The following is a 19,334-nucleotide window of genomic DNA, read 5'->3' on the forward strand; positions in this document are numbered from 1 at the left end:
GCCGGAGCACGGCCGCGCGGGCTCAGGAAGCCTTGCGCGCCACGATGAGCTCCGCCTCGGTGATCGGTGCGTCGGAGCCGGTGAGGTATGCCACCAGCGCGGAGCGATCGTCGAGCACCAGCCAGCGGGCCGGATCGGTGATCAGGTCGCGTCCTGCCTTCGTCGTGATGCCGAAATCCGCTCGGGCGAGGGTGGTTTCGGTGGTCAGCGGCAGCGCGGTGGCGCCGGTCTTGGCAATGGCCAGCCGGGCGACCTCGCTTTCCAACCGCGGCACCTCGACGATTGCGATGCGGGCGCCGGGGTGGGCTCCGAGCGCCAGCAGCATGCGCGCCACTCGATTGCTCCAGCGATCCAGTTCCGTCTGACGCGGCTCGGGATCGGCGGCGGTCACCACGGCGGTGGCGGGCGATTCGACCGGCTTGCACATCGAACATCATCCTCTCGGAGGGGGCGCTTGCGGTGGCGTTCGGTATGTATCCACTCTCGCCGCCGCGTGCCGCGGTCGATAGCGACCACAGTGCTGCCGAATTCCGCTCCGAGGGTGCGGGCCTGCCCACCCTGGGGTGGGTGGAAGATCAGGTCGGAGGGGTGATCATGATTTCTCCCCGCTCGTCTTGTCCAGCTCGGCCATGGTTTCCTGGATCATGGTGATGGAGTCGCGGGGGCTCAGCGCCATGGCGCGGAGTTGATCGAACATGACGCCGTAGCGGCGGACCTCCGGGTGGCCCTCGATCAACTCGTCACTGGCGATGCCCTCCACGTAGACCAGTTCGGGGTCGGCGGGATCGGGGAAGTCGAGCAATGTGAACGAGCCCAGCATGCCCGGGTGCGCGCCGGCGTCGAAGGGCAGGATCTGCAGGATCACATTGCGCTTCTCGGTGTGCCACAGCAGCTGGCTGAACTGCTGGCTCATCACCTCCGGGCCGCCCACGAGCCGCCGGATGACGGCCTCGTCGAGCACCACCCACAGCTCGAGCGGATCATCCTTGATCAGCACCTTGGACCGCTCCTGCCGGGCCCGAATCCGTTGCTCGATAACCTGATCCGAGATCTTGGGCATGGTGGTCTGGTACACCGCGAGCGCGTACGCCTCGGTCTGCAACAGCCCGGGGATGAAGGTGGACTGGAAGAATCGCGCCGAGAGCGCCTCCGCCTCGAAGTTGATGTACGCGCCGTAGACCTCCGACACGGCGTCCTCGAAGGAGCGCGCCATGCCGGGGCGGAGCGCATCCACCAGCAACTGCAAGGCATCTGAACGTTGCGGCTCGCCGATGCCGTAGAGATCCAGCATGGCCGTCAGGGTGCGGCGCTGTGGCCTGGCCTGGGCGGTCTCGATGCGGTACAGCGTGGTGACGTTGATGCCGGTCTTGGCGCTGACCACCTCTTTGCTGAGCTGCGCGTGCTCGCGCATCTCGTGCAGCATCGCGGCGAGCCGCCGCAAACGGACGGTAAGCACGGTTCGCTTGCCTGCCATGACAACCCTTTCGCTTGTCGCACAAGCAAGAACGCAGTATTGCGTTCTTGCATTTGTAAGAGCATGATCCAGCTAGCCTATTCGTGTACGGCCGATCCGATGACCGGTATAGCTGAATCCGGAGACCAATCATGTTGGTGCGATTAGTGATGCTGTCGGGTGTGTATGGGGAGTCGCGATGACCATGTCCATAGCCGGAGTTCTACCGACCGCTCCGCAATTGCTCTGTGCCTTCCAGGGGCGGCGTTTTCAAGATCGAGTTTTGTTGCGGTCGGCACATGCTCTCGCCGAACTGCACGAACGCCGCGGTCAGGTGCGGGATCCCGTGATGGTGGGTGAGATCGACTGTCGCCGCGAAGAACTCGTTGACGATATCAACGATTGGGTGGAACAGGAACTGCCGCAACACCGCAACGGCGCCACCCTGCACACCGAGAGCCTGGGCGCGGTCGTCGACCGCATGGCCCGGAGCTGGGTGGAAGCCAATCAGGTGATCGATCACGAGGGTGCGGCCAGTGATAACACCCATAAACACTGGTACCATCTCGCTGAACTGGTTGACGGCTACACTGATCTCGTAATCGACGTGGCCGGTGGCCGTCGCCGTTTACCAGAACAATGATTCCAAATGCATTGACACAATTAATGTATTGCTACCGAATCGTTGATCGTCAGCGGTGACGTCATCCGAGTAACGCTATCGGACCAATAGCTCTGCTCGAACCGCACGACGTCGCCCGCCCCAAGACGGCGGGCGCAACGGGGCGCCCCGCCCGGCGTGCCGCGTGGTCGACTGGCGCGGCACGCCCGCCCTGAACTTTCTTTGTTGCGTAGTGCCCGAAGATCATTCGCACTGTTTCTTTTTCACAATGGCGCGGGTGCATTCGGGGTTCGTCTATTCGGCACAGTGCGTGAGGGACGGAGTTCAGCCATGAACACGGGCGAGGCATCGGCCACCGAGCTCTACCGCCGGGCCCGGGCGGGCGACTTCCGGCTGGAGGTCGACACCGCCCGCAAGTGCGCCGCGAACTTCCTGCGCTTCGCCGACGCCCTGGATCCGCAGATCGCCGGCAGCCACGACACCCACGCCCTCACCGGCTTCGGTGACTTCGACTCCGCGCATCAGCTCCGCCGCGGTTTCGAGCACAAGGGCCACCGGCTCACCGAAGCCCTGACCGCCCTGCGGGATTCGGCCGTCGAGATGGCCGCGGCCTATCTGCTGGCCGCCGGTCTGATCCAGGCCACCGACGACGCCCACGCCCGCCCCCTACTGGCCGCCACCGCCGGCCTCGAGACTTCGGGGACCTGATCCCTCACCCGGAGAACAGTTGGGCCGGTACCCGAATCCTCGGGTACCGGCCCAACTCTATTGCCTACCAAGCAGTCTCAGCTGTTGCCTGTAAACGCCACGCTCGCACCGACTCCGATGATCATCGCCCCACCGGTGGCCCCCACCGCCTCGACCCGCCGCGGTGACCGCGCGAACCACGCCCGCGCCGAGGCCGCCCCCACCGCCCACACCACATCCGAAAGCACCTGCAGCACCGGGAAGATCGCCCCCAGCACCAGGAACTGCAACGGCAACCACCCCGCCGACGGCACCGCGAACTGCGGCAACACCGCCGCGAAGAACACCACCGTCTTCGGATTGCTCACCCCCACCATGAACCCCTGCCGCAGCACCCGCCGCTCGGCCTCCGCCGGAACGACCGTCCGCAACGCCTCGGAAAGCTTCTTCCGCTCCCGAATCGCCATGGCCCCCAGGAAGATCAGATAAACCGCTCCGGCGATCTTCACCGCCAGGAACAGCATCGCCCAGGCCATCAGCAGCGCGCCCAGTCCCAGCGAAGCCGCCACCAGACACACCGTCGTCCCCATCCCGGTCCCCAGCACCGACAGCACCGCCGCCCGCCGCCCCAACACCAGCGCCCGCCCCACCGCGAACATCACATTGGGCCCCGGAATCACGATGATGATCATCGCCGCGACCCCGAACGCCAGCACGTGCGAGAGCGGAACCATGGCTACTTCCAGTAGTTGTCGGGGCCCACGTTCTGAATCACGGTGTGGGCGGGGGCATCCAGGTTGGGCTCGAGCGAGGCGTCCTGGGTGAGGTTGACGTACAGCGCGTACGACTCGTAGAGGTAGCGGTACTGCTGGCGGCCCCAGCTGGAGTAGGTGGCCGCGAACATGGTGTCGAGATTGGCCTTGCAGACCGAACTGCCGACACCGTCGGTCGGGCACCAGACGTCCCAGGTCTGGTTGGCGCCCTTGAGGCCGGTGTAGACGGCGCTGGCATCGGTGTCGGACGCGAAGGTGAAGACCTCGACGGACAGCAGGATCGTCTGATCGGGGTTGAAGTAGACGCCGGTCATCATCTGCTGGCACTTGTTGTTCTGCAGTGCGGTTTTCACGTTCTGCGACATATTGCTGGAGACGCAGTCCTTCGCGCCGGAGGAGGTGCGGCTGTAGAGCACGCCCTTGCTGTCGGTGAAGGTGGTCGGCAGCAGCGCGTCGGCGGTGAACGGCGTCTTGTCGGTGGCCTGCTGGTTGAGGGTGGACTTGTCGAAGGCCGCCGTCGTGGTGGTCGGGGGTGCGGTCGTGCTCGGCGGCGTGGTGACCGTGCTGGTGACGATGGCGTCGTTCTTGGAATGCTTGCCGGTGAGCACCACCGCGCCCACCGAGATGGCGATGACCAGCACCACCAGCAGCACGCCCAGAATCACCTTCAACGCGGTATTGGAGTTGCCCGGCGGCGGGACGTCCACATACTGCGGTCCGGTCGCGAACTGCTGCGGTCCGGTCGAATACTGTTGCGGCCCGGTCGAATACCCCACCGGCTGCTGCGGGGTGGCACCGGTCCAGCCCTGCGGGGAGGTCAGCGCCACGGTCGGCATGGCGGGCGCGCTCTGCGGCCCGCCCATGGGCAGGCGACCGGTGTGCCGATCCAGCACCGCCAGCGTCTCCGGCACATAGTTGGTGCCGTCGGGGGTCAGGTAGGTCGCACGCAGGGTGTCGTCCCATTCGGCGGCCGAGGGCCGGGCGTCCGGCCCGAATCCGCCGTTGCCGAAGGCCCGATCGAACAGCGCCCGCAGGCGCGGATCCAGATCCGCGGGGTACCCGGCCCCCGGCTGCCACGGCATCCCGGGCACGCCGGTCCCGGCATCGAGGAACAGGACACGGTAGATCAGCGTCGCCAGGTCGTAGCGATCCTTGTACCGGTCGTAGGCGGCGTCGGCCGGTGTCAGCCCGGCGGTGTCGATGACGTAGGCCAGCGGCGCGGACGCGTGGGAGAGCACGTTCTTGGGCGAGAGATCGCCGTGCACCAGCTGCCGTTCCTCGAGCACCCGCACGATGTCGCAGAGCCGAACCGCCAGTCCGGCACGGAGATACGAGGCGGTCTGCGCGGGTGTCGACCACAGTTGGTCGAGGGTGCGCGGCCGCCCGTCCGGCAGCAGATAGTCCATGGGGATCAGCGGCAGTACCACCCCGGCCAGCATCCCGTCGTGCACGATGACGTCGATGGGCCAGTTGATCGCCTCCGCGGGCTGCCCGGTGGCTCCGCCCGCTGCCTCGGCGTTCACGACCGTCTGCCGCCCGATGAGCATGACCTGCCGGGCCCGCTCGATATCGTTCGGGGCGGTCGCGGGGGTGCGGAACATCTTGTAGAGGCGTTGCTGCCCACGCGGATCCCGGCACAGGTACTGCACGGATCGGGTGCCTGCGGCATAGAAGGGTTCGGCGTCCACGTCATACGACTCACCGGACAACCCAGCGACTACCACCATCGAACTTCCCCCGCCCGAACGGTAAATCCAACACTGAAACTGTGCACTGCGTGATCTTCAGCAACTCGGCGAGCCTACCGGTCTACTGTCCGCCACGCCTCCCTATAAACGCAAGACACCGCTGACCGTCCCCTCATGACGCGGTCAGCGGTGTGGTGCGGTCGAACACGTGCTGACCCGCAGGTCAGCGCAGCGCCGCACGACCTTTCAAGCGGCCCAGGATGACCAGGGCGATGAGTGTGACCAGCACCAGCAGGGTGGTACTGGCCGCTGCGTCGAAGACCTCGCCGCGGTCGGTGGCCGCGAAGATGGTCACCGGCAGGGTCTTCCAGGTGGCGGGGTAGACCATGATGGTCGCGCCCAGCTCACCCATGGACAGGGCGACGGCCAGACCTGCCGCCGCACCGAGCGCGGGCAGCAGCAGCGGCAGGGTGACCCGGGTCAGCACACGCACCGGGCCGGCACCCAGTGATTCGGCGGCCTGCCGGTAGCCGGGGTCGAGCCGGTCCAGCGCGGCGGAAACCCCACTGAACGCGTAGGCCAGCACCAGCACCGTATGAGCCAGGATCACAATCCATTTGGTGCCGCCCAGCAGCAGCGGGCGTTCGTTGAAGGAGATCAGCACGCCCAGGCCGATGGCCACCGACGGCACCGCCACCGGCACGTGGAAGACCGCGTCGGTGACCCGTCGCAGCCAGTTCGGCGCCTCCATCGAGGCCAGCGCCGCCCAGGTGCCGAGCACCAGCGAGAACAGTCCCGCCAGCAGCGCGGTCTGCAAACTCACCGACAGGCTCGCTGATTCCTCGCCCGAGAGTGCCCGGCCGAAGTTCGCGAATCCCAGATGCGAGGGCAGCGGCCCGGTCCACTGTCCGGCCAGCGCCGCCGCCACCACGGTCGCGATGGGCGCGACGAACACGATCGCGACCACGACCGCGAACACGGCGAGCACCGCGGCCCGCCCGCGCCTGGTCCACACCAGCATGGTTCAGCTCTCCTTCCGCGCGCGGGTCAGGCGCGCGAACAGCAGTCGGTATCCGAGATACAGGCTCAGCGACAACAACACCTGCACCGAGGCCAGCACCGCGGCGCCCGGCAGATCGAAGGTGACGATGCCGCGCGTGTAGATCAGCGCGGGCAGCGTGATGACGCCCTTGGCCCCGGTGAACAGCACGATGCCGAATTCGTTGAGGGTCAGCAGCAGCGTGAGGCTGCCGCCCGCCGCCAGCGCGGGCCACGCCTCCGGCATGACCACCTGGGTCAGCACCCGCCACGGCGAAGCGCCCAGGCTCGACGCCACATCCAGCTGCTCGCGCGGCAACTGCGCGAACGCGGCCAGCAGCGGCCGCACCACGAACGGCGTGAAGAACGTGACCTCGGCGAGGATCACACCCCACGGCGTGCTCAGAAAGTCGATCACCGGCTTGGTACCGCCGGTGATCTGATTGATCAGCGCGTTCACCGCACCGGCGGTGCCGTAGAGGAACGTGAAGGCCAGCGTCACAAGGAAAGACGGCAGGGTCAGCACCGAATCGATGAGCCGCCCCACCAGCTGCGATCCGGGAAACGGCACGAACGCCAGCACAATCGCCACGAACGTCCCCAACAGCAGACACCCGATAGTCGAGCTGACCGCGATGGTCACGGTGCGCACCAACGCATTCCGGAAGGACTCCTCGGCCAGCACCCGCGACCAGGTCCCGCCCCCGCGCCCGTCCTTGGTCTTGGTCGACTCCAACAGCACCCGCACGATCGGATACACGGCGATCACCAACACCGTCAGCACCGGTGGCAACGTCCACAGCACCGGCCGCCACGACCGCCCGGGCTCCCGTGTCTCGGGATCAGCTGGCGCGGAAGCGGTTTCGAGCAATGCGGTCACGACAGCCTCCCCGCCGGTTCGGTGCGCGCGCCGTCCGTCATCCGGGCGACCGCACCATCCGTCATTCCGGCGTGCTTGTGGCCGGAATCCAACGCGGCAGGGTGCATGAACCCGATGTGTGGATCCCGGCCAACGGCACGCCGGGATGACGAGGGGATTGTGTGACGCGGGGCGAAGGTCGCTGGGGTGTAGATGAATTCGCCGGTCGCCGCGCGGCGCGGTGCGGCGGTCATGCGCGGGCCTCGCCGTCGGCGGCGGCGTCGGTGCCGATCCCCGGCGGGATGAGGACGCCGGCCGGGTCGGGGAAGCGGACGCCGACGTGGTCGCCGGGGGCGATCTCGGTGTGGCCCAGCATATCCGCGGTGAGTTCGGTGGGGATGCCGGTCACGTCGAGGTGCAGGCGGGTGGAGGCGCCCTTCCAGACGCTGGCGATCACGGTGGCGCGCAGCGCATCCCGGTCGGTGAGGGGGACGATGGAGACGGTGTGGGGGCGGACGCACAGTTGGGCGTCGGCGTTGGGGACCCAGTCGGGCCGTCCGACTCCCGGCGGCGGGGCGTCGGCGCGCAGGGTGTGCTCGCCGACGGTCACCAGCGCGGCGGTGCCGGAGACGTGCTTCACCTCGCAGGGCAGCAGATTCGCGCCGCCCAGGAAGGAAGCGGTGAATTCGGTGGCGGGCTGCTGCCACAGGTTGCGGGCGGTGTCGATGTCGACCAGGCGGGCATCGCGCATCACGGCGATGCGGTCGGCCAGCGCGAGCGCCTCTGCCTGATCGTGGGTCACGTACAGCATCGCCGTGTCGGGCAATGCCTTTCGCAGCTGCTGCAACTCGCCGAGCATGTTCTGGCGCAGCTGGGCGTCCAGCGCGGCCAGCGGCTCGTCGAGCAGCAACACCTTGGGCCGGATGGCCAACGCCCGCGCGATCGCGACCCGCTGCTGCTGCCCACCCGACAGCTCGCGCGGCAGCCGCTTGGCATAGGCGCCCATGCCGACCATTTCCAGGGCCTCGGTCACCCGGGCCCCGATCTCGTTGCGCGCCACGTGATGTGCCTTCAAACCGAAGGCCACATTGTCGTGCACCCGCATGTGCGGGAACAGCGCGTAGGACTGCACGACCACCCCGATGCCGCGCTTGGCGGGGGAGAGGTCGGTGACGTCGCGGCCGGCCAGCCGCACCGCGCCCGAGGTGGGCCGGACGAATCCGGCCAGCGCCTTGAGCGCGGTGGACTTGCCGGAACCGCTGGGCCCCAGGAGCGCGACCGTTTCCCCCGCGGCGACGCGCAGGTTGAAATCGGCCAGTGCGACGGTGATTTTACGGCCGCGGCCGTAGGTGACCCCGACCCGGTCGAACACGATGGCCGGTTCGGCGGTGGTGTCGGTGGTCGCCGTGGATGTCGTCAACGCGGAGGACATGGTTGCTGCTCCTGGGGCTGGTATCGGACTAGCTGCCGGTGACCTTGGTGTAGGCCGCCACGTCGGCGTCGAGGTTGTCGAGCACGGTGGTCCAATCCGGGTGCAGCACGGTCACATCCTTGATGGTGGCGGCGGGCGACGGGCCGCTACCGGTGGCCGGGGCGTTCGCCAGATCGGTGCGCGCCGGGATGGCGAAGGTGTCCGGCAGCGACTTCTGCACGTCGGCCGAGAGCAGGAACTCCATCAGCTTCTTGGCGGCGTCCGTGTGCGGCGCGCCCTTGGTGACACCCATCAGGTACGGCAGCGAGACGGTCGACTTCTTGCCGTCGGCCGAGGCCGGGAAGAAGACGTTGAACTTGGAGCCGTCCTTGACGCTCTGCAGGTTCATCTGCACATCGCCGTTGGCGACGACGATTTCGCCCTTGTCGACCTTGGCCTGCAGCTTGCCGGTGGAGGAGGACGGGCCGACATTGTTGGCCTGCAGCTTGCCCAGGTAGTCCAGCGCGCCCTGCTTGCCCATCAGCTGCTGCAGCAGCACCAGCACGGCGGTGCCGTCACCGGCCTGGCCGGGGGTGGAGTACTGCAGCTTGCCCTTGTAGTCGGGCTTGAGCAGGTCGTCCCAGGTCAGCTTGGAGGCATCCACCGACGGGTTGGCGATGAAGCAGAGGTAGTTGCCCGCCAGGGACACCCACTTGCCGTTGGCGTCCTTGTCGGCGGCGGCCACGGCGCCGGTGTCCGCGCCGCTGGCCTGCAGCAGCCCGGACTTGTCGGCCTTCTGCATGAACGGCGGCAGGGTGACCAGCAGGTCGGCCTGCGGGTTGGACTGTTCCTTCTCGACGCGGCTGACGACCTCGCCGGAACCGGCCTCGACCTCGTTGACCGTGATCCCGGTCTGCGCCTTGAACTTCTCGAAGACGGGCTTGTACCAGTCGCCGAGGCCGTCGACGGAGTAGACGGTGACCGTCTTGCCGCCGTTCGAGTCGCTGCCGGTGCCGCCACAGGCGGTCAGGCTGAAGGCGACCGCGGTGGCGGAGGTGAGGATGAGAGCGGAACGGGCGATGGTGCGTGCGAGGCGGTTGTTCGTATTACGCACGGTGGCTGCACTTTCAGTTCAGGGGACGGTCGAGTCGAAGGAACAGGGGGTACTCCGCCGCCCGGGCGAGGCGCGCTCGGGCGGCGGAATTCTTCTAGCCGCGCTCGGCCAGCAGCAGCTGCGCGAATTCGGTGACCGAGGGCACCACGTGGGTCGCACCGGCGGCCCGCAGCTGGTCCTCGGTGTGCGCGCCGGTCAGCGTGCCCGCGACGATGCGCGCGCCCGCGGCCAGCCCGGTGGCGATATCGCTGGACGTATCACCCAGCACCGCAACCCGATCCACGGCGTCGGCCTCGAGCCGCAGCACGGCGGTGAGCACCATGTCCGGGTAGGGGCGGCCGCGCCCGGCATCGGAGGGAGCCAGCGTCAGATCGGCGATCTCGTTCCAGCCCAGCGCGTTCAGCAGGCGGTTCTGGGTCTCGCGGCTGAACCCGGTGGTCAGCGCCACCTTGATGCCCGCCGCCCGCAGCGCCGAAATCGCTTCGGCGGCACCGGGAATCGGGCTGATCCCGGCGTCGGCGAAGTCCGCGTAGGCGGCCTCGAAGGCGCGGTTGGCGAGCTGGGCGCGGTCCTCGTCGCCGAGCAGGGTGCGGAAGCACCAGATCTTGGACTGGCCCATGGTGTCCTGCACGAACGTGCGGGCTGCCTCGCGCTCCGGGCCCTCGGTGGGAACGCCCGCGGCGGTGATGGCCGCCTCGAACGCCTTCTCGACCAGCCCGTCGTCGGCGACGGTGGTGCCCGCCATATCCAGGACGGCGAGTTCGATCTGCTTATCGGACACGATGATTCCTTCGTCGTTGCGGGGTTCAGAGGTCGAGCAGGTCGGCGGTCTGCTCACCCAGTGCGGGGCCGAGCGTCATGCCGCGGCCGCCGGGGCCGGTGATCACCCAGACGCCCTCGGACGCCTGCGCGCGGGTCACGATGGTGCCCGGATCGATGGACTGGCTGTACACGCCCGCCCAGCGCCGCACGATCGGCGGCAGCTTGCGGCCGAGCAGCTCCTCCATCACGCCGGTGAGGTGCTCGTAGGGGGCCTCGTCCACATCGAAGGTGAACGGTTCGTCGTACTCGTGGGTGTCACCGATGGTGAGCCCGCCGTGCAGGCGCTGCACGGCCAGCAGCTGCATCTTGTGCTGGGCCGCCGTGAACGGCTGCGCCTCTTCACGATTGAGCCGGTCCAGCTCCGGGCCCGCGAAGGCCGGGTAGTAGCGGAAGCTGTCGCCGTCGGCGACGGCGGTGGTGAGCGGCTCGCCCAGCGGCGCGGTCTGCATCATCTGCAACCGCACCCGGCGCACCGGAATGTCGCCCACCAGTTCCCGGGTCAGGCCGGTGTGCGCCGCGCCCGGGCAGAACAGCACCAGATCGCCCTCGTGGCGGCGGCCGCGGTCGTCGACCACGGTGGTGCCGGTGATGGTGCGCGCCTCGGTGCCCGCGAAGAACGTGTAGCGCTCGCTGGCCTCCATGTAGCGGCGCAGCGCGGGCAGCGCCTGGCGCGATTCCACGGCGGCGTCGGTGGAACAGTGCAGGCCGGCAAGGAATTTGCCGCGCAGCGCCGGGTTCAGCGCCCGCACCCGCTCGGGGTCGAGCAGCTCGAAGCCGCGTTCGGCGGCCGACGGGTTCGCCATGGCGGCCTCGGCCACGGCGAGTTCGTTGTCGGTGCGCACCAGCGTGATCGAGCCGGCGGGCCGGAAGCCCACGCCCGGCACCTTGCCGCCGATCTCCTCCCACAGCTGCCGGGACCGCAGCGTGAGTTCCAATTCGTTGGCGCTGCGCCCCGAAACCCACACCAGCCCGAAGTTGCGCACGGTCGCGCCGCGCGCCTCCACCTCACGTTCCAGGTGGACGACCTCGTGGCCGCGCCCGATGGCGGCGAGTGCGTGGGCGGTTCCGAGGATCCCTCCGCCGATGATGACCAATCGCATGACCAACATCCTGGGCAATGGTCTAGACCTAGGAGTGTTTCGTATGGAAACGCTAGGTTAATAATTGGTATAGACCAATCTTGTGTAGGCTGGGGTCATGGAGACGAGGGAGGCCGCCGGGGTGGGAGAAGAAGTGGACCCCGGCCGCCCGCCGGGTGAAACGCCCAGTACAGAACCGGATTCCGGGCCGGATGCCGCGAGCATCGCGGTGCCGGGCGCCGATCCGCTGAGCGCCACGCGCATACCGAAGTCGTATCGCGTCCGCGCGGAACTCGAGGCCCTGCTGGCCGGACTGTCCGAGGGCGATCCGCTGCCCTCGGAACGCGAGCTCGCCCTGCGCTGCGGCGTCGCCCGCGAGACCGTGCGCCAGGCCGTGCGAGAACTACTGGTGGAGGGGCGGATTCGCCGCCAGGGCCGGGGCACCGTGGTCTCGCGCCCGAAGATGGTGCAGCCCTTGTCATTGCGCTCCTACACCGAGGGTGCGATCAAGTTCGGCCGCAAGCCCGGCCGTCTGCTGGTCGAATGGACCGATGTCCCCGCCGATCCCGACACCGCGCACGATCTGGCGGTCGAGCCCGGCACCGTGGTCATGCATCTCGAGCGCATCCTGCTCGCCGACGGGGAGCGCATCGGCCTGGAGAGCACGTGGATGCCGTTGAACCGCTTCGCTGTGCTGCGCGAGTTCTACAACCCGGAGACCTCGCTCTACGCCGCCACCCGTGGCATGGGCGTGGTGTACGCGGTCGCCACCGAACGCATCGAGACCGTGCTGGCCTCACCGCGCGAGGCGGCGCTGCTGGAATGTACGACCGCCCTGCCGATGCTGCTGCTGCACCGCCGCAGCGTCGACGGCGAGGGCGTGCCGATCGAACGGGTGCGGTCGCTGTATCGCGGTGACCGCATCGCCTTCCAGGCCAATCTCACCGACTACTGAATATCGAATCGACTTCTCAATATTGTTGTGTGCGAGGCGTATCGGCCGGGTCCGAACCGGCCGATACGCCTCGCCTCACGCACTCACTCGGTCGTGCTCACGTCACTCGTGGAACTGGAAACGCCACGCCTGCATCTGGTTTTCCGGGTTGAGCGGGCGCAGGGCCAACCGCGGCGGATAGATGCGCAGCAGGCTCAGATCGAGGGCCAATTCGGTGCCGTCGATGGGGCCGCCGGGCACCACGATGTGGAAGGTGAAGGGCATCGCGCTCTGCCGGAGCACCCATTCGTATTCCTTGCCGATGCCCACCACCGGGAGATTGGGCTGGGGTTCCCCATCGATGCCCAGGAAGTTGTTCACCCGCAGGTTCCGGATCAGGACATTGCCGTTGGGGATCTCCATGATCTCCCACTCCTGCTCGCCGGGATTGCCGGTGGGCGGGAGCATCATGGCCGGATGCCCGGGTTCGTCGCCGATCAGTGTGATGAGCTGCTCCACCGGACGGCTGATTGCGTATACGCCAGACGGGATCGGTGCCATCGCATACCTACTTTCTCCGCGCGTGAAATGCTCACGGGGCGCGGAATTTTCGAGGATCTGACGAATGCAGCTGCCCATCCACCATACGTCCGAGATGTCGTGATTGCGGCGTTAACGGGCACTTGATCCGAATGAAATATTCGGGCCGCCAACGGAATTCGTTGACGGCCCGGTCGGTATTTCAATTCGGTAATTCGGATCGCGCAGCCTATCGACTCGGCAGGATGTCGTCGAGCCAATCGAACATGCGCTGATGGGTCAGCACCATGGCCCCCGTGTGGCAGTGCTCGCCCGCGCCCTCGGCCGCGGTCCCGGTGATGAGTTTCTTCTCGCAGGTGAGCGCCTCGTACACGCGCGGGGCCTCGCCCTGGAAGAACAGGTCGTTCTCGGCGTCGAAAACCAGGGTGGGGCAGCGGATCGCGTCCACCACACCGGCGAGGGTGTAGTCGGCGGTGCGACGCACATAGTCCGCGGGTGAGCTCGCGCCGAAGGTCCACTGCCCGTTGCGCAGCGCCCAGCGCATGGTGGTGCTGACCGTCATCATCAGGGACGCAACGGCATTCGCCTCCTCGTCGCGGCCCGCGGCGATCCACTCGGCCAGGAAGGGCGGCATCATCCGCACGTGGGCGGCGTGGTAGTCGAACAGGCCGTCGTCGAGGATGAGCGCGGCGATCCGGGGCTCGAAGGCGGCGGCCCGCGCGGTCAGGTAGCCGCCGAGGCTGTAGCCGAACAGGGCGATGCGGTCCGGATCGATCTCCGACCGGGTGAGTGCGTAGTCGACCACGGGCGTGATCACCGCCTCCCAATCGGGGCGGAAGGTCAGGCCCTGTTCGCGGATGACCTCGCCCTGGCCGGGACCGTCGAAGGCCAGCACGTGGTAGCCGCGCGCCACCGCGGCAGCCGCGAGCGCGAACCAGGATTCCTCGAGTGTGGAATCGAAGCCGCTGTTGAAGATGACGGTCGGCCGGGCCTGCCCGCTGTCGTCGGCCAGGAACAGGTAGCCGGGAAGTGTGGTGTCCGCGTAGGGAATCGCGATCGGATGGACCGGGGTCTCCAGTAGTTGTGCCGCTTCCCAGAAGGTTTCGCGGGCCAGCCAGGACAGCTCGCGCGGCACCGGATCGTGGGCCGGATCGTCGCGGCGGTAGAACTCGGCGGTGCGGTAGTAGTTCGAGGCCCGCAGCAGCGCCTCGCGGGCGCTCACCCGGTGTCCCGCCTTCGCGGACGCCTCGCCGATGGCCTGGACCCGCATGGCGGTGGCCTCCCACTCGCGCAGCCAGGCGTCCTCGTCACCGTCGGGGATGCGGCTCGCGGTGGCGATCACCTCGCCGAGTTCCGCGCCGCCATAGCTGGCGAACCCGGCGGCGCGCAGCGCCTCGTAGCTGAAGGATTCGTCGTCGAAGAGGAATTTCATGGCTTCTACCTCGCTCTTTACGTCGATACGACACCGTTTCGTCGTACGGGTAGAACGGTAGACCGGTCGACGACGAAACGCAACCGTTTCGTCGTTGCTAGACTCCCGGACATGAGTGAGGAATCCGGTTCGGGCGGCCGCAAGCCCGCGGGCGCGGCGGTGATGCAGCCGCAGGTGACCGCGGCCATCCGCGTGGCGGCCTTCGAGGAACTGGCCGACGTCGGTTACGGCAAGCTGTCCATGGAGGCGGTCGCCCGGCGCGCGGGCGTCAGCAAGCCGACCCTCTACCGCCGCTGGTCGACCAAGCAGGACTTGGTGATCGGCCTGATCTCCGAAGTCGCGGTCGACGCCGCCGATTCTCCCGACACCGGCAGCCTGCGCGGCGACCTACGCGCCTTCCTCGCCCAATCGGCCGAGGTACTGACCAATCCCCTTGTCGCCCGGATCATTCCGGACATCCTGGCCCAGGCCGTGCGCGTACCCGCGCTCCGCGAGGTGCTGCAACTGGGCATCGGTCAATCGCGCCGCGCGCGGGTCGCCCGCATCCTGCACCGCGCGATCGACCGGGGCGAACTGCCGGAGTCGCTGAATCTCGAACTGGCCCTGGACTTCATCGGCGCCCCCCTGTTCTGGCGCGTCATGCTCGGCGGCGACCCCACCGGCCCCGCCTACCTCGACCAACTCACCGACATGCTGCTCGCCGCCTTCGGGGCAACCGAGACGGCGTCATGAGAACGGCAGCGGCGTCATGAAAACGGCCCGGTCGTGACGACCGGGCCGAATGCATCCGTCATTCCGGCGCGCTTGTGGTCGGAATCCAACGTCCTTGTGGCTCAGCGGACTTGGGGTGCGACCTTCGCGCCGAGCAGCTCGATGTTCGCGAGCACTTTCTCGTGGGGCAGCGTGCCGACGCTGCTGTGCAGCATGAACCGGTCCAGCCCGAGGGTGTCACGCACGTCGGCGATCTTCTCCGCCACGTAGTCCGGCGTGCCCACGAACAGCGACCCGCTCTGCGAACGCAGCGCGTCGAACTGCTGCCGCGTCATCGGACCCCACCCGCGTTCCCGCCCGATCCCGGACATGGCCCGCGCGTAGGACGCGTAGAAGTCCTCGACCGCCGCCTTGTCGGTCTCGGCGACGTAGCCGTGCGCGTGCACCGCCACCGGCTGCGGCTCGTGCCCGCCCTCGTCGAGGGCCCGGTGATAGAGATCCACCAGCGGCTTGAACCGCGCCGGCTGCCCGCCGATGATGGCGATGGCCAGCGGCAGGCCCAAAAGCCCTGCGCGCACGACGGATTCGGGGCTGCCGCCGACCGCGATCCACACCGGCAGCGGCCGGTTCTCGGTGCGCGGATAGACGATCGCGTCCTTCAGGGGCGCCCGGAACTTGCCCTCCCAGGTGACCGGCCCTTCCTCACGGATCTTCAGCAGCAGCGCGAGCTTCTCCTCGAAGAGCTCGTCGTAGTCGCTCAGGTCGTACCCGAACAGCGGGAACGATTCGATGAACGAGCCACGCCCGGCCATCAATTCGGCCCGGCCGTTCGAGAGTCCGTCCAGGGTCGAGAAGTCCTGGAACACCCGCACCGGATCGTCCGAGCTGAGCACCGTTACCGCGCTGGTGAGCTGAATGCGCTCGGTGCGCGAGGCGATGGCCGCCAGCACCATGGCGGGCGAGGAGGCGGCGAAATCCTTGCGGTGATGCTCGCCCACGCCGTACACGTCGAGCCCGGCCGCCTCGGTGGCGACGGCTTCCTCGACCACCTGCCGCAGGCGTTCGCCCGCGCTCGGCACCGGCCCGTCGCCACCGACCGGGTGTGTTTCGGCGAATGTCGTCAGTCCCAGTTCCACGGCCGTTGTCCTCTTCCTGTCTTGTTTCCAAGTCAACCGAAAGCTTAAACGGACCATGGTCCGGAAAGATTCCCCGCTCACCCGGACCTGGGGATCTGGCCGTTTCGACCGGCAGATACCCTGGACCCATGTCTGTGCGCACCCGCAAGCCCCTCGTTCCCGGGCAGCAGTCGCCCATTCGCGAGGTCCCGAAGAATATCGAGCGACCCGAATACGTCTGGAAGAAAACCGCCCAGGAGGGACACGAGCCCTGGGTGCAGACCGCGGAGACCATCGAGAAGATGCGGATCGCGGGCAAGATCGCCGCACAGGCGCTGGAAGAGGCCGGTAAGGCCGTCGCTCCCGGGGTCACCACCGACGAGCTCGACCGCATTGCGCACGAGTACATGTGCGATCACGGCGCGTACCCGTCGACCTTGGGCTACAAGGGATTTCCGAAGTCCTGCTGCACCTCGCTCAACGAGGTCATTTGCCACGGCATCCCGGACTCGACCGTGATCGAGGACGGCGACATCGTCAATATCGACGTCACCGCCTTCATCGACGGCGTGCACGGCGACACCAACAAGACCTTCCTCGCGGGCAATGTCGACGAGGAGGTGCGCCTGCTGGTCGAGCGCACCGAAGAGGCCACCCTGCGGGCGATCAAGGCGGTCAAGCCGGGTCGCGCGCTGAACGTGATCGGTCGCGTCATCGAGGCGTACGCCAACCGCTTCGGCTACGGTGTGGTCCGCGACTTCACCGGTCACGGCGTCGGCCCGACCTTCCACTCCGGCCTGGTCATCCTGCATTACGACCAGCCCGCCGTGGAGTCGGTCATCGAACCGGGCATGACCTTCACCATCGAGCCGATGATCAATCTGGGCGGCATCGACTACGAGATCTGGGACGACGGCTGGACCGTGGTCACCAAGGACCGCAAGTGGACCGCCCAGTTCGAACACACCCTCGTCGTCACCGACGAAGGCGCAGAGATTCTGACCCTCCCGTGAAAATCGCCATGCCCCAGCGGGGCGTCACCACCCGAGGCATCGGCTCCCGCGGCCCCCGCCGCAAGCCCTCCCGCTTCCTCCCCCCGAACCCCCGCGACGAGGGCCTCGGCGCCATGCGCGCCACCATGCGCCGCCACGTCGAACTCTCCGCGGGCCGCCCCGTCGACGACGCCGACAAGCCGGACGACGCCGCCGCCGACAAGCGCGACTACGTCAACCGCGACGCCTACACCAGCAGCGGCCGCGACCACTACGTCTACCGCCCCCGAGCGGAGTACAGCACCCGGTGACCCCGCGTCCCGCCGCGAGTCTTTCCCGTCGTTCCGGCATGCTCGTGGCCGGAATTCGAACGGCTGCTATGGATCCCGGCAATAGGCGAGCCGGGATGACGGGCGGGGTTTCCTCCGGGATGTCCGACCCGGCCGTCGCCGCTGGACGGCCGCGGTGAAGGGCGCTCTGCTGGTCGCGGGGACTACCTCGGACGCCGGGAAAAGCGTTGTCGTAGCGGGTCTTTGCCGCATGTTGGCGCGGCGCGGCGTTCGCGTCGCGCCGTTCAAGGCGCAGAACATGTCGAACAACTCGGTCGTCACGCTCGATGGCGGGGAGATCGGTCGGGCGCAGGCGTTGCAGGCGCGCGCCTGTGGGCTGGAGCCGAGCGTGCGGTTCAACCCGGTGCTGCTCAAGCCGGGGAGTGATCGGCGATCGCAACTTGTGGTGCGGGGCAAGGCGATCGACACCGTGGGGGCCAAGGATTACTTCCGGCATCGGACCGAGTTGCGGGCGATCGTGGCTGAGGAATTGGCTTCGCTGCGGGACGAATTCGATGTGGTGATTTGTGAAGGGGCGGGGTCGCCTGCCGAGATCAATTTGCGGGCAACGGATCTGGCGAATATGGGGTTGGCGCGGGCGGCGGAGCTGCCCGTGGTGGTGGTCGGGGACATCGATCGCGGGGGAGTGCTGGCGCATCTGTTCGGGACCGTCGCGATTCTGGAACCCGAAGACCAGCAATTGATCTCCGGGTTCATCGTCAACAAGTTCCGGGGTGATGTGGACCTGTTGAAGCCGGGGATCGATCAGCTCACCGCGCTCACCGGGCGGCCCACGCTCGGCGTCATCCCCTTCGCTGCCGACCTCTGGCTCGACGCGGAGGACTCGCTGGGCACCGTCGCGGACGCACCGGTCGGGCGGCCCCGGCCGCCGTTGGGCGATCAGTGGCTGACCGTGGCCGCCATCCGGCTGCCGCGCATCTCCAACTCCACCGATGTCGAGGCGTTGGCGTGCGAACCGGGAGTCTCGGTCCGCTGGGTGGACGACCCGTCCCGCCTCGCGGGCGCGGACCTGGTCGTCATCCCGGGCAGTAAATCCACCGTCAGCGATCTGGAGTGGTTGCGCCGCACCGGGATCGCGGACGCCCTGACCGCCCGCGCGGCGGCGGGCGGGCCGATCCTCGGCATCTGCGGCGGCTATCAGATGCTGGCCCGCACCATCGTCGACCCGGTCGAATCGGCCGCGGGTGAGGTGCCGGGCCTGGGCCTGCTGGACCTGGAGATCGAGTTCGCCGACCCGAAGGTGTTGCGCCGCTCCACCGGTCGTGTCCGAGATCATGCCGGACCCGGCGGTGATAGCGATCTCCCCGTGTACGGCTATGAGATCCACCACGGCCGCGTCACCCGCAACGGCGACCCCGCCTGGTTCGAGCTGGACGGTGTGTCCGAAGGCAGTGTGCGCGAATCGATCTGGGGCACCCACCTGCATGGTGCGTTGGAGTCGGACGAGTTTCGCCGCGCCTGGCTGCGTCAGGTGGCCGATCGGCTGGGCCGAACCGGATTCGTTGTGGCCGATGATGTTTCGGTCGATCGGGTGCGCGCCGAGCAGCTGGATCTGCTCGCCGACCTGATGGAAAAGCATCTCGATCAGGCCCTGCTCGAGCGCCTGATCGGCGGCGGAGCGCTGTCGGATCTCCCAATTCTGACCGTCACCAAGTGACTCAGGTCACAAAAATACGCCCGACTCGGGTTCGGCCCCTGCATGGCTCCTGTAGCG

General features: G+C 67.8%; 20 protein-coding genes. 7 read left to right on the plus strand and 13 right to left on the minus strand.

The window, feature by feature from the left end:
• Positions 1 to 22: 22 nt before the first annotated feature.
• Both ACYVN4_RS32420 and ACYVN4_RS32425 read right to left on the minus strand, forming a co-directional pair.
• On the minus strand, positions 23 to 427 hold the full coding sequence (locus ACYVN4_RS32420; protein ID WP_460725782.1) for an AMP-binding protein: 405 nt from the start codon (positions 425 to 427) through the stop codon (positions 23 to 25).
• A 165-nt stretch (positions 428 to 592) separates the two neighbouring features.
• Positions 593 to 1,474 carry a helix-turn-helix domain-containing protein gene (locus ACYVN4_RS32425; RefSeq protein WP_460725783.1) on the minus strand — a complete coding sequence of 294 codons (882 nt, stop codon included), beginning with the start codon at positions 1,472 to 1,474 and terminating at the stop codon, positions 593 to 595.
• Positions 1,475 to 1,736: 262 nt separating this feature from the next.
• On the opposite strand from ACYVN4_RS32425, the gene ACYVN4_RS32430 reads away from it, so the two are divergent.
• Both ACYVN4_RS32430 and ACYVN4_RS32435 read left to right on the plus strand, forming a co-directional pair.
• The gene (locus ACYVN4_RS32430) at positions 1,737 to 2,096 is read left to right on the plus strand and encodes a DUF4254 domain-containing protein (RefSeq protein WP_460726793.1); all 360 of its coding nucleotides are present in this window, start codon (positions 1,737 to 1,739) and stop codon (positions 2,094 to 2,096) included.
• Positions 2,097 to 2,405: 309 nt separating this feature from the next.
• On the plus strand, positions 2,406 to 2,783 hold the full coding sequence (locus ACYVN4_RS32435) for a hypothetical protein (protein ID WP_460725784.1): 378 nt from the start codon (positions 2,406 to 2,408) through the stop codon (positions 2,781 to 2,783).
• A 77-nt stretch (positions 2,784 to 2,860) separates the two neighbouring features.
• On the opposite strand, the gene ACYVN4_RS32440 is transcribed toward ACYVN4_RS32435, so the two are convergent.
• From ACYVN4_RS32440 to ACYVN4_RS32475, 8 genes are all read right to left on the minus strand, one after another.
• Complete coding sequence (locus ACYVN4_RS32440; RefSeq protein WP_460725785.1) at positions 2,861 to 3,496, minus strand: LysE family translocator; 636 nt, start codon at positions 3,494 to 3,496, stop codon at positions 2,861 to 2,863.
• 2 nt (positions 3,497 to 3,498) lie between these two features.
• Positions 3,499 to 5,262: a hypothetical protein gene (locus ACYVN4_RS32445; protein ID WP_460725786.1), complete on the minus strand. Its 1,764-nt coding sequence runs from the start codon at positions 5,260 to 5,262 to the stop codon at positions 3,499 to 3,501.
• A gap of 184 nt (positions 5,263 to 5,446) precedes the next feature.
• Positions 5,447 to 6,244, minus strand: a complete 798-nt coding sequence (locus ACYVN4_RS32450) for an ABC transporter permease (RefSeq protein ID WP_460725787.1) — start codon at positions 6,242 to 6,244, stop codon at positions 5,447 to 5,449.
• Between the two features lie 3 nt (positions 6,245 to 6,247).
• The gene (locus ACYVN4_RS32455; RefSeq protein WP_460725788.1) at positions 6,248 to 7,141 is read right to left on the minus strand and encodes a 2-aminoethylphosphonate ABC transporter permease subunit; all 894 of its coding nucleotides are present in this window, start codon (positions 7,139 to 7,141) and stop codon (positions 6,248 to 6,250) included.
• Between the two features lie 229 nt (positions 7,142 to 7,370).
• Positions 7,371 to 8,552, minus strand: coding sequence for an ABC transporter ATP-binding protein (locus tag ACYVN4_RS32460; protein ID WP_460725789.1), 1,182 nt, complete (start codon positions 8,550 to 8,552; stop codon positions 7,371 to 7,373).
• Positions 8,553 to 8,580: 28 nt separating this feature from the next.
• Positions 8,581 to 9,645, minus strand: coding sequence for a 2-aminoethylphosphonate ABC transporter substrate-binding protein (locus ACYVN4_RS32465; protein WP_460725790.1), 1,065 nt, complete (start codon positions 9,643 to 9,645; stop codon positions 8,581 to 8,583).
• Positions 9,646 to 9,739: 94 nt separating this feature from the next.
• Complete coding sequence (locus ACYVN4_RS32470; protein ID WP_379356447.1) at positions 9,740 to 10,426, minus strand: phosphonatase-like hydrolase; 687 nt, start codon at positions 10,424 to 10,426, stop codon at positions 9,740 to 9,742.
• Between the two features lie 25 nt (positions 10,427 to 10,451).
• On the minus strand, positions 10,452 to 11,567 hold the full coding sequence (locus ACYVN4_RS32475) for a TIGR03364 family FAD-dependent oxidoreductase (RefSeq protein WP_460725791.1): 1,116 nt from the start codon (positions 11,565 to 11,567) through the stop codon (positions 10,452 to 10,454).
• Between the two features lie 226 nt (positions 11,568 to 11,793).
• Here ACYVN4_RS32475 and ACYVN4_RS32480 point away from each other — a divergent pair, with 226 nt between their 5' ends.
• Positions 11,794 to 12,501 carry a GntR family transcriptional regulator gene (locus tag ACYVN4_RS32480; protein ID WP_460726795.1) on the plus strand — a complete coding sequence of 236 codons (708 nt, stop codon included), beginning with the start codon at positions 11,794 to 11,796 and terminating at the stop codon, positions 12,499 to 12,501.
• Between the two features lie 102 nt (positions 12,502 to 12,603).
• Here the strand turns inward: ACYVN4_RS32480 and ACYVN4_RS32485 are convergent, their stop codons facing one another.
• Both ACYVN4_RS32485 and ACYVN4_RS32490 read right to left on the minus strand, forming a co-directional pair.
• A complete protein-coding gene (locus ACYVN4_RS32485) occupies positions 12,604 to 12,999 on the minus strand; it encodes a hypothetical protein (protein WP_460725792.1) in 396 nt (131 codons plus the stop codon).
• Between the two features lie 250 nt (positions 13,000 to 13,249).
• Complete coding sequence (locus tag ACYVN4_RS32490; protein ID WP_460725793.1) at positions 13,250 to 14,452, minus strand: alpha/beta hydrolase family protein; 1,203 nt, start codon at positions 14,450 to 14,452, stop codon at positions 13,250 to 13,252.
• 111 nt (positions 14,453 to 14,563) lie between these two features.
• Between ACYVN4_RS32490 and ACYVN4_RS32495 the strand changes: the two genes are divergently transcribed.
• The gene (locus tag ACYVN4_RS32495) at positions 14,564 to 15,184 is read left to right on the plus strand and encodes a TetR/AcrR family transcriptional regulator (RefSeq protein WP_460725794.1); all 621 of its coding nucleotides are present in this window, start codon (positions 14,564 to 14,566) and stop codon (positions 15,182 to 15,184) included.
• A 101-nt stretch (positions 15,185 to 15,285) separates the two neighbouring features.
• Here ACYVN4_RS32495 and ACYVN4_RS32500 read toward each other — a convergent pair whose 3' ends face one another.
• Positions 15,286 to 16,299 carry an LLM class flavin-dependent oxidoreductase gene (locus ACYVN4_RS32500; RefSeq protein WP_460725795.1) on the minus strand — a complete coding sequence of 338 codons (1,014 nt, stop codon included), beginning with the start codon at positions 16,297 to 16,299 and terminating at the stop codon, positions 15,286 to 15,288.
• 128 nt (positions 16,300 to 16,427) lie between these two features.
• Here ACYVN4_RS32500 and map point away from each other — a divergent pair, with 128 nt between their 5' ends.
• The 3 genes from map to ACYVN4_RS32515 all read left to right on the plus strand — a co-directional run bounded on the left by map (position 16,428) and on the right by ACYVN4_RS32515 (position 19,277).
• The gene (gene map / locus ACYVN4_RS32505) at positions 16,428 to 17,291 is read left to right on the plus strand and encodes a type I methionyl aminopeptidase (protein ID WP_460725796.1); all 864 of its coding nucleotides are present in this window, start codon (positions 16,428 to 16,430) and stop codon (positions 17,289 to 17,291) included.
• An 8-nt stretch (positions 17,292 to 17,299) separates the two neighbouring features.
• A complete protein-coding gene (locus tag ACYVN4_RS32510; RefSeq protein ID WP_460725797.1) occupies positions 17,300 to 17,581 on the plus strand; it encodes a hypothetical protein in 282 nt (93 codons plus the stop codon).
• A gap of 154 nt (positions 17,582 to 17,735) precedes the next feature.
• Entirely contained in the window at positions 17,736 to 19,277 is a 1,542-nt protein-coding gene (locus ACYVN4_RS32515; RefSeq protein WP_460725798.1) for a cobyric acid synthase, read from the plus strand.
• The last annotated feature ends 57 nt before the right edge of the window (positions 19,278 to 19,334 follow it).

The sequence above is a fragment of the Nocardia heshunensis genome, assembly GCF_054782115.1.